General features: G+C 40.3%; 16 protein-coding genes. 6 read left to right on the top strand and 10 right to left on the bottom strand.

The genetic code is table 11. The annotated features are described in order from the left end of the window. The first annotated feature begins 1 nt into the window (after position 1). Genes murQ through J1G47_RS08340 form a run of 5 tightly spaced genes read left to right on the top strand, consistent with a single transcriptional unit; the run spans position 2 to position 2,635 of the window. Positions 2-916, top strand: a complete 915-nt coding sequence (gene murQ, locus J1G47_RS08360) for an N-acetylmuramic acid 6-phosphate etherase (protein ID WP_021113663.1) — start codon at positions 2-4, stop codon at positions 914-916. Positions 917-957: 41 nt separating this feature from the next. Further along, positions 958-1,272, top strand: a complete 315-nt coding sequence (locus J1G47_RS08355) for a YqcC family protein (protein WP_005710664.1) — start codon at positions 958-960, stop codon at positions 1,270-1,272. Continuing rightward, positions 1,269-1,997 carry a tRNA pseudouridine(65) synthase TruC gene (gene truC, locus J1G47_RS08350; protein ID WP_021112446.1) on the top strand — a complete coding sequence of 243 codons (729 nt, stop codon included), beginning with the start codon at positions 1,269-1,271 and terminating at the stop codon, positions 1,995-1,997. Before J1G47_RS08355 ends, truC begins: the two co-directional genes overlap by 4 nt. Before the next feature lie 17 nt (positions 1,998-2,014). Next, complete coding sequence (locus J1G47_RS08345) at positions 2,015-2,170, top strand: YoaH family protein (protein WP_021116533.1); 156 nt, start codon at positions 2,015-2,017, stop codon at positions 2,168-2,170. Beyond that, complete coding sequence (locus tag J1G47_RS08340) at positions 2,171-2,635, top strand: hypothetical protein (protein ID WP_021112461.1); 465 nt, start codon at positions 2,171-2,173, stop codon at positions 2,633-2,635. It begins immediately after the preceding gene. A 10-nt stretch (positions 2,636-2,645) separates the two neighbouring features. Here J1G47_RS08340 and J1G47_RS08335 read toward each other — a convergent pair whose 3' ends face one another. The 5 genes from J1G47_RS08335 to ftsB all read right to left on the bottom strand — a co-directional run bounded on the left by J1G47_RS08335 (position 2,646) and on the right by ftsB (position 5,044). Beyond that, entirely contained in the window at positions 2,646-2,942 is a 297-nt protein-coding gene (locus tag J1G47_RS08335; RefSeq protein WP_005710673.1) for an RnfH family protein, read from the bottom strand. Further along, complete coding sequence (locus J1G47_RS08330; RefSeq protein ID WP_016527787.1) at positions 2,932-3,366, bottom strand: type II toxin-antitoxin system RatA family toxin; 435 nt, start codon at positions 3,364-3,366, stop codon at positions 2,932-2,934. Before J1G47_RS08330 ends, J1G47_RS08335 begins: the two co-directional genes overlap by 11 nt. Positions 3,367-3,574: 208 nt before the next feature. Then, positions 3,575-4,078 carry a 2-C-methyl-D-erythritol 2,4-cyclodiphosphate synthase gene (gene ispF / locus J1G47_RS08325; protein WP_207326569.1) on the bottom strand — a complete coding sequence of 168 codons (504 nt, stop codon included), beginning with the start codon at positions 4,076-4,078 and terminating at the stop codon, positions 3,575-3,577. Between the two features lie 4 nt (positions 4,079-4,082). Beyond that, complete coding sequence (gene ispD / locus J1G47_RS08320; RefSeq protein ID WP_010786655.1) at positions 4,083-4,763, bottom strand: 2-C-methyl-D-erythritol 4-phosphate cytidylyltransferase; 681 nt, start codon at positions 4,761-4,763, stop codon at positions 4,083-4,085. After that, on the bottom strand, positions 4,763-5,044 hold the full coding sequence (gene ftsB / locus J1G47_RS08315) for a cell division protein FtsB (protein ID WP_010786656.1): 282 nt from the start codon (positions 5,042-5,044) through the stop codon (positions 4,763-4,765). The genes ispD and ftsB overlap by 1 nt, the downstream gene beginning before the upstream one ends. Before the next feature lie 186 nt (positions 5,045-5,230). Between ftsB and pckA the strand changes: the two genes are divergently transcribed. Beyond that, positions 5,231-6,841: a phosphoenolpyruvate carboxykinase (ATP) gene (gene pckA, locus J1G47_RS08310; protein WP_012621880.1), complete on the top strand. Its 1,611-nt coding sequence runs from the start codon at positions 5,231-5,233 to the stop codon at positions 6,839-6,841. Between the two features lie 264 nt (positions 6,842-7,105). On the opposite strand, the gene J1G47_RS08305 is transcribed toward pckA, so the two are convergent. The 5 genes from J1G47_RS08305 to corC form a co-directional block, all read right to left on the bottom strand. Further along, entirely contained in the window at positions 7,106-7,936 is an 831-nt protein-coding gene (locus tag J1G47_RS08305) for a CYTH domain-containing protein (RefSeq protein WP_160415930.1), read from the bottom strand. A gap of 54 nt (positions 7,937-7,990) precedes the next feature. Continuing rightward, the gene (locus J1G47_RS08300) at positions 7,991-8,620 is read right to left on the bottom strand and encodes a sigma-E factor negative regulatory protein (protein ID WP_005710685.1); all 630 of its coding nucleotides are present in this window, start codon (positions 8,618-8,620) and stop codon (positions 7,991-7,993) included. A gap of 27 nt (positions 8,621-8,647) precedes the next feature. Further along, entirely contained in the window at positions 8,648-9,217 is a 570-nt protein-coding gene (rpoE, locus tag J1G47_RS08295; protein WP_160405295.1) for an RNA polymerase sigma factor RpoE, read from the bottom strand. Between the two features lie 121 nt (positions 9,218-9,338). Continuing rightward, a complete protein-coding gene (gene lnt / locus J1G47_RS08290) occupies positions 9,339-10,877 on the bottom strand; it encodes an apolipoprotein N-acyltransferase (protein ID WP_160415929.1) in 1,539 nt (512 codons plus the stop codon). Beyond that, on the bottom strand, positions 10,874-11,758 hold the full coding sequence (corC, locus tag J1G47_RS08285; RefSeq protein ID WP_010786666.1) for a CNNM family magnesium/cobalt transport protein CorC: 885 nt from the start codon (positions 11,756-11,758) through the stop codon (positions 10,874-10,876). The genes lnt and corC overlap by 4 nt, the downstream gene beginning before the upstream one ends. Positions 11,759-11,768: the final 10 nt, after the last annotated feature.

Below are 11,768 nucleotides of genomic sequence, written 5' to 3'. Positions count from 1 at the left end.
AATGGCAGAACAAGATCTTCTAAAAACCTTAGGGCAATTAATTACCGAACAGCGTAATCCAAACAGTATGCAGATTGATACACTTTCTGCCTATGAAATTGTACAAATCATCAACAACGAAGATAAACAGGTGCCACTGGTAATTGAAAAAGTATTGCCTCAGATTGCTCAAGCCGTTGAGAAAATTGTCGAAGCTTTTCAGCAAGGCGGGCGGCTAGTCTATATCGGCGCTGGCACAAGCGGACGACTTGGCGTGCTAGATGCGTCCGAATGTCCGCCAACGTTCGGGGTATCGCCTGAAATGGTCAAAGGCATTATTGCTGGGGGCGAGCGTGCCTTGCGACATCCAATCGAAGGGGCAGAAGATAACAAAGAAGCGGGTAAACAGGATCTGCAAGCGGTCGAATTTAGCCAAAAAGATGTCTTAGTCGGCATTGCTGCCAGCGGCAGAACGCCTTATGTGTTAGGCGCGTTAGCATACGCTAAACAGCTTGGTGCAACGACAGTGTCGATTGCCAGCAACCCTAATTCTGCAATGAGCCAAATTGCCGACATTGTAATTGATACCGTCGTTGGGGCAGAAGTGTTGACAGGGTCGAGCCGAATGAAATCAGGAACAGCACAAAAATTAGTGTTAAATATGCTTACTACGGCAAGTATGATCTTAATCGGCAAATGCTATCAAAACTTGATGGTTGATGTGCAGGCAAGCAATCAAAAACTTGTCGCCCGTGCTATTCGGATTGTTATGCAAGCGACTGAATGCTCCCGTGAAATTGCAGAAACCACGTTAGTCTTAGCTGAGAATAATGCGAAATTGGCGATTATGATGATCTTGGCAGATCTAGATAAAGACGGGGCAGAGCAGCTGTTAAGTCAACAGCAGGGAAAAATATCTCGATACACAATAGTGTAGATAGAACATAATCAATGAATTCTTAATCATATAAAATAACAATGAAAACCCAAGTAAAACAACACCTAACCGATCTCGAAATTGCTTTGCGAGTACATAATCTCTGGGAAGCAACTCCGCCTTCCGCAGAAGCCTTAGCCAATGATGAACCTTTTTGTGTTAGCACACTCTCAGCAACCCAATGGTTACAATGGATCTTCTTACCACGAATGCACGCCCTATTAGAAGCCAATGCCGAATTGCCACGCAATTTTGCTATTTCGCCTTATCTAGAAGAAGCCTTGAAAGATTTAGATTATCTCCAAGCCTTAAACGCTCCCCTCGTTAAACTTGAAACCTTGTTGAAAAGCGAATGAAATTAGAGATTATCTATCAAGATGATGAACTTATTGCGATAAACAAACCTGCAGGAATGTTGGTTCATCGAAGTTGGCTTGATAAACACGAAACAGTTTTTGCAATGCAAACCTTGCGAAATCAAATCAGGCAACACGTTTTTCCGATCCATCGTTTAGATCGACCGACTTCTGGCGTGCTTCTTTTTGCTTTAAATAGCGAAATGGCACGGACTATGAGCCAACTTTTTGAACAACATCAAATACAAAAAAGCTATTTAGCCGTTGTTCGAGGTTATCTACAAGGGGAAGGGAGGATTGATTATCCTCTTAAAGTGCAACTCGATAAAATTGCGGATAAATTCTCTCAAGAAAAAGAGGCACAAGAAGCGATCACCGATTATCGAAATATCGCCACCGCTGAAAGGCCCTACCCCGCTGGGAAATTTGCAACTGCACGTTATAGTCTGGTGCAACTCTATCCCAAAACAGGAAGGAAACATCAGCTTCGTCGCCATTTGAAACATCTGTTTCACCCAATTATGGGCGACACCAATTACGGTGACCTACATCAAAACCGAGTATTAACAACTAACACAGGTTGTGATAGACTAATACTCCATTCCAATAGTTTGCAATTTATTCACCCGAAAACCTTGCAAAAAATTGAGATAAAAGCACCGCTTGACGAACAGTGGAAAACACTTTTTACGCAATTTGGTTGGAACTTTACTGAATTTTATTAGACTTAACGAGGTTCACAATGGATAATGCTCTACTGAGTTTAACTCACGAACAGCAACAACAGGCCGTTGAACAAATTCAACAACTTATGCAACAAGGTATCAGTAGCGGTGAAGCAATTTCGATTGCCGCTCAACAACTGCGTGATACCCATCAAAAATCAGAGGAAAAATAGATGAAAAAATATCTTATTACTATAACTAGTCTGCTTCTACCATCTACAATGGGATTTGCTGCAACAGTAAAGATTGCCCCAGAGCCCCCTATGATGGTGCTCACTACAATTGACTTTAGTGGGGAAGTCCCCAAGTCACTAAATAGCACAACATACTCTATCAGTAATAAAAAAATTCAATTATGCTGGGAAGTAATCAATGTACCTTTTACTGCTCAAAATAAAACGACTGAAATATTTAATAGCCCAGCAAAATCTACAATGATGGGGGGGCAAGGCGATAATGTAGTATCAACAAAAGATGGAAAAATGCATACTATTACAAGCCAAATGAAAAGTGTAAATAACGAATTCATTCGTCGTTGTTGGAAATTTGATAACACGGATCCAATTGGCGACTATACATTAGATCTACAAATTAATGATACAATATTCCCAACACAAAAATTCAAAATTGTGAAATAACCCTTATAGGTTACTTCTTCTGCTCTTCCGCTCGTTTACGTCTAATCTCTTTAGGATCGGCGATTAACGGGCGGTAGATCTCAATGCGATCGCCATTTTCCACCATATCTGTTAATTTCGCAGGACGACTAAAAACACCCACTTTATTTTCTCGTAAGTCAATTTCCGTATGTTTTTGCAATACGCCCGATTGCAAAATCACATTTTGAATGGAAAGTGGATTGTCTAATTCCATTTTCTTATAAAAATATTTTTCAGGATAAGCGTAAATCACTTCCACCACAATTTTTTGCGTATCAGACACCATACACCTCTTTTGCTCGCTGTTTAAACGCATTCACCATTTTGAGCGTTAATTCATTGAAAATTTTGCCAAACACCATACCAATCATCGGGCTTGAAAATTCAAATTCTAAATTTAGGCTGATTTTGCAACTCTGTTCATCAAACGACTGAAAAGTCCAAGCTCCATGTAAATACTTGAACGGCCCATTTAATAATTCCATTGTGATTTTTTCATTTGGTATCATCGTATTATGGGTGCTAAAACGTTGGCTAATCCCCAATTTTTGAATGACTAATTCTGCATTGAGTTCATTGTCGCCTAAACTTAAGGTCGTTGCCTCAACACAGCCTGATAAAAACTGCGGATATTTTTCATAGTCATTGACTAAACGATACATCTGTTCAGCACTATAAGGCACAAGAGAGGATTGATTGACAGTTGGCATAGTATTTTTAAGTAACTAAAAAATGGCGATAGTTTACCACAATTTTGTATCAACCAATGGAAAGCAAATTAAAAGAAAAAAATTGTTGAGCAAACTCTACCTTAATTTTTCAATGTTATTAACAGCCTTTTGTAACAAAGGTGTTTTGAATAGCATTACTATACTCTCTTTATGAAATATGGTTTGAACACTGATGCTACGAAAGAAATTAAATATTTCTGTAACTACTGCATAATGCTGGTTTAATTAATAACGCCACCGCTTCACAAGCAATGCCTTCGCCACGTCCGGTAAAACCTAATTTTTCTGTGGTTGTGGCTTTGACATTGACGCAAGAAATATCGCAGTTGAGATCGTCGGCGATCACTTGACGCATTTGGTCAATATAAGGTCGCATTTTCGGGGCTTGAGCGATAATTGTCATATCAACATTCCCTACCACATAACCCGTTGCTTGAACTTGGCGGTAGGCTTCAATCAATAATTTACGGCTGTCAGCATTTTTGTATTGCATATCCGTGTCAGGAAAGAGCTTACCAATATCCCCAAGAGCAGCAGCACCAATCAGAGCATCGCTTAAAGCGTGTAGAGCAACATCACCGTCACTGTGGGCGATAAAGCCTGTATGATAGGGAACGGCAACACCGCAAATCATTAATGGACGATCTTGTCCAAAAGCGTGAACATCAAAACCGTGTCCAATTCTAATCATCTTATTATCCTCTTGTTAGATAAAATTCTGCGAGAGCTAAATCTTCAGGACGAGTGACTTTAAGGTTATCGCTACGCCCATTAATTAATAACGGGTGGAAGCCTGCAAATTCCATCGCAGAAGCCTCGTCAGTGATGGTTAAGCCTTGCTTAAAAGCCGATTGTAAAGCCTCTTTGAGCAATTTCGCTGGAAAGAACTGTGGCGTTAAGGCGTGCCATAGGGTTGAACGATCTTCCGTATGAGCAATCTGCGAGCCATTAGTCCGTTTCATCGTATCAATTGCAGGGGTTGCTAAAATTGCCCCTTGATTATCTTCAATCTGCAAAAGTTTGTCTAAATCTGACCGCTTAAGACAAGGGCGAGCCGCATCGTGAACTAATGCCCAAGCCGTATCATCGTCAATGGCATTAAGGGCATTAAATACCGAATTGGCTCGAGTTTCGCCACCAAACACAATCTGAATTTTGCCAGAGTTAAGCAGAGCAATATCGCCATAATAGCGATCCTCTTTGGATACCGCCACAATAATTTGGCTGATCGCAGGGTGTTCAAGAAAAGGTTGTAGCGTATGTTCCAACAGCGTTTTACCCAGCAAGGTTAAATACTGTTTAGGCACAGCCACATTCATTCGGCTACCTACGCCAGAAGCAGGAATGATCGCAATGATTTTTCGCTTGCTATTCATTAACGTTGCTCTCTTGGGACGATGCGATAAAACGTTTCATCTGGTTTAACCATTTCACGATCAAGCCTTGCTCGTTCTTCAAGGGCATTGATACCCGTTTTTAAATCTTCGATTTCGGCTTGAATAAGTTGATTACGAGCGGTCAGTTTCTGATTAGTTTCTTTCAGTTGAGTGACTTCTTGTTTAGCTTGTTGGTATTCATTCCAACCGTTTTGCCCAAACCAAAACGCATACTGGAAACCACCTAATAAAAGTGCTAAAACGACAACTAAAACTCGCATTCTTTTACCCCATTCAATAAAAAAGATGAACTATTCTACCCCGAATTACAAAAAATATAATCTAGATCAAAAAAATTTTTTATCAATTCTCAAAAATTTGAAGTATGTAACATTTTTTTTGGATAATTACTCTATAATCTCTCCAGTTTTTAAATTTTAATCTTTAATCATATATGAGGTGAATTTATGTTAAATCGTGTTGAACAAGAACTTGCACTTTTAGGCATTACAAACGTTAAAGAGATTGTTTATAACCCAAGTTATGAACAACTCTTTGAAGAAGAGATGAAACCTGAGTTAGAAGGTTTTGAAAAAGGACGTTTAACGACTTCAGGTGCGGTCGCTGTTGATACAGGGATTTTCACAGGTCGCTCACCAAAAGATAAATTCATCGTATTAGATGAAAATACCAAAGATACCGTTTGGTGGACAAGCGACGAAGTGAAAAACGATAACAAACCAATGAGCCAATCAACTTGGCAAAGTATCAAAGAACTTGTTACCAACCAATTATCAAATAAACGTCTATTTGTTATTGACGCATTCTGCGGTGCGAACAAAGACAGCCGTGTTGCAGTGCGTATTGTAACAGAAGTTGCGTGGCAAGCACACTTTGTAAAAAATATGTTTATCCGTCCATCAGAGGCTGAATTAGCGAACTTCACACCAGATTTCGTGGTAATGAATGGTTCAAAAGTAACTAACCCGAACTGGAAAGAGCAAGGCTTAAATTCTGAAAATTTCGTAGCATTCAACATTACTGAGAAAATCCAATTAATCGGCGGTACTTGGTACGGCGGTGAAATGAAAAAAGGTTTGTTCTCATTGATGAACTACTGGTTACCATTAAAAGGCATTGCATCAATGCACTGTTCTGCAAACGTGGGTGAAGATGGCGATGTAGCGGTATTCTTCGGTTTATCAGGTACAGGTAAAACCACATTATCAACCGATCCAAAACGTAAATTAATCGGTGACGATGAACACGGTTGGGACGACGATGGCGTATTCAACTACGAAGGTGGTTGCTATGCGAAAACTATTAACCTTTCAGAAGAAAACGAGCCTGACATCTATCGTGCGATTAAACGTGACGCATTATTAGAAAACGTTGTAGTTCGTGAAGATGGTTCAATCGATTTCGCAGATGGTTCAAAAACAGAAAACACTCGTGTTTCTTACCCAATTTATCACATTGATAACATTGTTGAGCCAGTATCAAAAGCAGGTCACGCAACGAAAGTAATCTTCTTAACTGCTGACGCATTCGGCGTATTACCACCAGTATCTAAATTAACGCCAGAGCAAACCAAATACTACTTCTTATCTGGTTTCACAGCGAAATTAGCAGGTACAGAGCGTGGCGTAACTGAGCCAACCCCAACATTCTCAGCCTGTTTCGGTAAAGCATTCTTATCATTACACCCAACACAATACGCAGAAGTGTTAGTAAAACGTATGGAAGCATCAGGTGCAGAAGCATACTTAGTGAATACAGGTTGGAACGGTACTGGTAAACGTATCTCAATTAAAGATACTCGTGGTATCATTGATGCGATTTTAGATGGTTCTATCGAAAAAGCAGAAATGGGTTCATTACCAATCTTCAATTTAGCAATTCCAAAAGCATTACCTGGTGTTGATCCTGCGATCTTAGACCCTCGTGATACCTATGCAGATAAAGCTCAATGGCAAGCGAAAGCGGAAGATCTAGCGGGTCGTTTCGTGAAAAACTTTGAGCAATATGCAACCAACGATGAAGGTAAAGCATTAATTGCAGCAGGTCCAAAACTATAGCTGCTTTATACGTAGGAGTTAATATCCTATGTTATAAAAAATGAATGTAAAAGGGCTGGTGATGGTATTTCCTGACTCAGCCCTGGTTTATTTCGATGTAATAGATAAACCTGATACAGTAAACAATAACAAGCGGCATAGTAGACAAAAAATTAGCGGTAATTAGAAAAATAATTTTAAAACCAACACTTTTTGTCTACTATGCCAATTATTTACTCTCCTACTTACTATAAGAGGAAGATTATTAGAATTATATAGCCATTTTTAAATCCAAACATTCAACTTTTCCAAATTCCTCTTGAAGTACTCCCACCCTGTAAAATATTCCATTGCTTGCTGAGGATATAGCGTCGCTAATTTTTCGGCTAATTTCGGCGATTGCATTAGTCGCCAAAAGTCCACCAACTGTTGCTCTAACTGATAACGGGCTTTTTCTGATAATTGTGCTATATCACAAGCGGTAAGTTTATCGATCTCTTTTGCAATCTGCTCAGGCTGTCCGACCAAATAGCCTCGCTGGGCTTTACTCAAGCTACTAAACCACATTCCATCTTGTTTAGGCAATGTGGCTAAAAATGCAATTAAATCCGCTAGCATTCCCTGTTTTAATTCAAACTCCACTTCACAAATGGCTTCTTCCCCAAAAGGATTTTTCACTTTGCCTTGATCGAGAGCAATTTCAATTTGAGCCGTCGGCGTTGTAATCAACCATTTCTCTCGCACAAAATCGGTGCTAAAGGTTGGTTGTAATTGACTGTCTAATAAATCTGCTTGCGGAAAGGGTAAATTAAAGTGAGAAACTAACCGCTTAAAATCTGGCTGAGCATCAGGCAATGCTAGATTATATTCAGGGCGAATATGCAATCCACCTACAATTTCGCCTTTCATTTTAAGGGTTAATTCATATTGCTGATTTTGATGACGAACCCGTAATCCCATTTTGTTGTTCGCAAAAAAGAGATCGGGGCTATCATAATAGGTATTTCCTAACAGCTCTTTTCCTTGTTCTAAGATAGGTTGAGCATTTATCCACTGCTTTAGCATCGGCACATTTTCAGGCAGTAGCATTATTTTTAGTTCGATTTCGTTTTCCATAGGCATATTAAAAAATAGAGGGGCGTTTAAAACGCCCCTTCGAGTGATAAAAAGTTACTGATTATTTTGAGGTTGTGCTTGTGGCTGTAATGGCACTTGAATGGAAGAGTTTTGTGCTTTTTGTTTCTCATCTTCCGTTAAAGTCACATTTCCTGCACTAGTACGACGTTGTAACTCGTGATTTTGCAACAGCACATTAATACGGCGTTGCTGATACTCCAAATGTTCAGCTGTCGGCTGATCTTTGGCTGGCGCATTATAGCTTACTTGCTGTACAGAATTTGAGAAAGGCAAGGTTTGCAATACAGGTTGCTCCGCTTGAGCCACTTCCTCACTGCTGTTCATCATATTCACACCCCAAACGGCTACCAAGCAGACAGAAGCTGCAATCCCCGCCTGCATTAACGGTGTTGCCCAGCGTTTCAATTTGAGTAACATACCTCTTGGTTTCTCACTTTGTTGAGCTTCAGCCACCGCCTCAATCTCCTCATTTTCGAGCAACGCAGCCATTTTTGCAGAGAAATCACTACCCAAAATCTGCTCTTCACTTCGCATCACGCTACGAATAGTATGGTAGTTCGCCCACGTTTTTTGTAACTCAGCACTATTGCATAAAGTTTCAGCGAAATCACCGCTTTCTTTATGTCCGTCCATATAGGCGGAAAGTGTTTCTTTATGTTGCATAGATAACTCCAAAGTATTTTAATTCTGCTACAAAAGCGGATTGATTTTGGCATCAATCGCTTCCCTTGCTCTAAAAATTCGGGAACGAACCGTACCCACAGGACATTGCATTGTTTCTGCAATTTCTTCATAACTCAGCCCTTCAAGCTCACGCAACGTAATTGCCGTTTTAAGCTCATCAGGTAGGTTTTCAATTGTGTCAAACACGACACGTTTTAATTCTTCAGACAACACCAAATTTTCTGGTGTATCAGCCTCACGCAACTGCACCCCACCATCATAAACTTCTGCATCTTCAGCTAAAATATCTTCTTTCGGTGGTCGTCTGCCTAAGGCGGTTAAATGGTTTTTTGCCGTATTTACAGCAATTCGATAAAGCCAAGTATAAAAAGCACTCTCCCCACGGAAAGCATTTAATGAACGATAGGCTTTAATAAAAGTTTCTTGCACAATATCTGGAATATCGTCTCTTGCGATATAGCGAGTAAGCAACCCAGCTACTCTATTTTGGTAACGCACGACGAGTAAATTAAACGCTTTCTTATCACCATTTTGTGCAAGCTCAACCAATTCTTGATCGGCTCTTTGCTCACTCATCGTTTTGCGTTCTCCTAACTTCTACGCTGTTTTTATTTTTCTTGAATGCACGCTTGTTAGTGTGCGATATTTCTTTAAAGTTCATAAAAATAGTTTGACTGATTAAAATTTAGACCAATGTTTACAAATTGAAAGTATTTACTCTCACTTTTCTCATCACTGCCCCTAATAGTAATAACAGTACACACAGTACATACAGCAAGCTATTACCATATTGAGCAAACAGCGTTTGCCCTTTCATTGCAGGCACGCTGGCAGTTAAGGCGGTGGCTTCAAATTGTGGAGCTTGGGCGGTGACTTTGCCGTAGGCATCGACAAAGGCGGTAATGCCTGTGTTTGTCGCACGAATTAGCGGTTTGCCTAGCTCTAAAGCTCGCATTCTTGCCATTTGAAAATGTTGCCAAGGACCTATACTCGTGCCAAACCACGCATCGTTGGAAATCGTGAGAAGATAATCGGCTTGGTGAGCTTTTTGATTTTGCTGAACTTGATCAGTGAAGATAATTTCGTAGCAAATCGCTAAATTAAAGGCTCTGTTAGCCGCTTGTAGTGGCGACTGGATAAATGTCCCTTGCGATAAATTTATAGGTAAAACAAAGACTTCCCTCATCCAATCTAGCAAATTGCCAAAAGGAACATATTCGCCAAAAGGGACAAGGTGATGTTTATTGTAACGAGGCGATTGTTCGAGCGAGTAGGGTTGCTGCGGATTGCCTAGTACGGTGGCACTGTTAAATATATCTTTTGGCGTTTGGTGTAGCGTACCAATAATAATTTCACTGCCTGTTTTAGCCCCAACGGTTTGTAACTGTTGTAGTAAAGGTTCAATTTGAGCTTCTACAGCAGGAATTGCCGACTCAGGCAAAACGATTACCTGATATTTACCAAGTAACGGTAATATCAGTTGCTGATAGGTTCTTACGGTGTAGTTAAAATGGGCTGGATCCCATTTCATTTTCTGCTCGATATTACCTTGTACCAGTGCCATTGTTGTTGGCGGTTGTTGTTCATCGATTTCAACAAAACGAATAAATTGTGAACCAAAGGCAAGGGCCAATAGACTAACTAAAGTTGCACAGGAAGCGGTTGGAAATGAAGCTTTTTTTGCGAGATCACGGCAGATCGCTACAAGATAACCACTGATAACGATTACAAAAAAGCTCAACCCCTCTACACCTAAAATCGGTGCAATTCCTGCAAACGGGCTGTCAATTTGACTATAACCAAATTGTAGCCACGGGAAACCTGTAAAAACAACGCCCCGTAGATATTCAGCAGCGGTGAATATGACTGCAAGTAGCCAAGGATTAGCCAGTTTAAACCGTTGTACCAGATAAGCGAATAAGCCAAAATAGAGGGCTAGGTAGGCAGAGAGCAGTAATACGGCAATATAGCTGACAATTTCAGGTACGCCACCAAACTGGATCATACTAACGTGAACCCAGTTCACCCCAATACAAAAATAGCTGACAGCCCATAAGAATGTTCCCCATAGGGCGATTTTCTTATTGTTGTGTGTAGCAAGCCAAATCAGACCGCTTGCAGATAAGAAGATGATAAACCAATAGTCGAAAGGAGAATAAGCTAGGGTTCCTATTCCGCCTGAAACTAAGGCGACCGCACAAGCGGTTAAAAATGACGATTTTTTTACAGCTTTCATTCGTCTTGTTTCTCTTGTTGCATTAACGCTAATTGTTCATCACTGACAGTCACTCGCAGTTGAATTAAACGACGGCTGTCAGCAGAGGTGACTTTAAACATCATTCCGCCTAATTCGATTTCTTCGCCTCGTTTTGGTAAATACCCAAAGGCTTGCATTACTAAGCCGCCGACGGTATCCACTTCTTCATCATCAAATTCAATTGCAAATTGCTGATTAAAACGTTCAATATCTGTTAAGGCTGACACAGCGTAGGTGTGTTGAGAAAGCTGACGAATAGGTTCGATTTCTTCTTCATCAAATTCATCTTCAATATCCCCAACAATCTGCTCAAGAATATCTTCAATGGTCACTAAGCCTGAAACCGCTCCAAATTCATCAACTACAATAGCCATATGAAAACGTTCGGAACGGAACTCTTTTAACATACGATCTACCCGCTTGCTTTCAGGGACAATCACGGCTGGGCGTAGAATTTCTGCCATATTGAATGGTTCAGAATCGGAACGTAGGTATTTGAGCAGATCTTTTGCCAGCAAAATACCTTCAATGGTATCTTTACCGCCATGCACCACAGGAAAGCGAGAGTGTGCCGATTCAATAATCACATCAACACAAGCCTCTAATGGCTGTTCGGCATCAATAAATACAATTTGCGGACGAGGGATCATAATATCACGCACACGCAGAGAGGAAATTTCCATTACCCCTTCAATCATCTCTTTAGTATCCGTATCAATTAGCTCATTCTCAGCAGAATCACGGATCACTTCGACCAAATCTTCACGATTTTTTGGCTCTTGTTGAAACAAACCGCCAAACAGTGACTTTAAAAAGGACTTCTTGTCTTGCGTATTTACGCTATGTTGTTCATCACTCATTTTATTTTCT

The sequence above is a fragment of the Glaesserella parasuis genome, from assembly GCF_017352235.1.
GTDB classification, from domain to species: Bacteria; Pseudomonadota; Gammaproteobacteria; order Enterobacterales; family Pasteurellaceae; genus Glaesserella; species Glaesserella parasuis.
The sequence above is the reverse complement of the archived record's forward strand: the minus strand, read 5'-3'. Positions and strand labels throughout refer to the sequence as shown.

Bases quoted from the DNA above. Each gene is read 5' to 3' on its own strand.
- ispF (WP_207326569.1), bottom strand. From the start codon at position 4,078: ATGATTAGAATTGGACACGGTTTTGATGTTCACGCTTTTGGACAAGAT.
- ftsB (WP_010786656.1), bottom strand. From the start codon at position 5,044: ATGCGAGTTTTAGTTGTCGTTTTAGCACTTTTATTAGGTGGTTTCCAG.
- lnt (WP_160415929.1), bottom strand. From the start codon at position 10,877: ATGAAAGCTGTAAAAAAATCGTCATTTTTAACCGCTTGTGCGGTCGCC.
- J1G47_RS08300 (WP_005710685.1), bottom strand. From the start codon at position 8,620: ATGCAACATAAAGAAACACTTTCCGCCTATATGGACGGACATAAAGAA.
- J1G47_RS08340 (WP_021112461.1), top strand. From the start codon at position 2,171: ATGAAAAAATATCTTATTACTATAACTAGTCTGCTTCTACCATCTACA.
- pckA (WP_012621880.1), top strand. From the start codon at position 5,231: ATGTTAAATCGTGTTGAACAAGAACTTGCACTTTTAGGCATTACAAAC.
- J1G47_RS08345 (WP_021116533.1), top strand. From the start codon at position 2,015: ATGGATAATGCTCTACTGAGTTTAACTCACGAACAGCAACAACAGGCC.
- truC (WP_021112446.1), top strand. From the start codon at position 1,269: ATGAAATTAGAGATTATCTATCAAGATGATGAACTTATTGCGATAAAC.
- corC (WP_010786666.1), bottom strand. From the start codon at position 11,758: ATGAGTGATGAACAACATAGCGTAAATACGCAAGACAAGAAGTCCTTT.
- J1G47_RS08335 (WP_005710673.1), bottom strand. From the start codon at position 2,942: ATGGTGTCTGATACGCAAAAAATTGTGGTGGAAGTGATTTACGCTTAT.
- rpoE (WP_160405295.1), bottom strand. From the start codon at position 9,217: ATGAGTGAGCAAAGAGCCGATCAAGAATTGGTTGAGCTTGCACAAAAT.
- murQ (WP_021113663.1), top strand. From the start codon at position 2: ATGGCAGAACAAGATCTTCTAAAAACCTTAGGGCAATTAATTACCGAA.
- J1G47_RS08305 (WP_160415930.1), bottom strand. From the start codon at position 7,936: ATGGAAAACGAAATCGAACTAAAAATAATGCTACTGCCTGAAAATGTG.
- J1G47_RS08355 (WP_005710664.1), top strand. From the start codon at position 958: ATGAAAACCCAAGTAAAACAACACCTAACCGATCTCGAAATTGCTTTG.
- J1G47_RS08330 (WP_016527787.1), bottom strand. From the start codon at position 3,366: ATGCCAACTGTCAATCAATCCTCTCTTGTGCCTTATAGTGCTGAACAG.
- ispD (WP_010786655.1), bottom strand. From the start codon at position 4,763: ATGAATAGCAAGCGAAAAATCATTGCGATCATTCCTGCTTCTGGCGTA.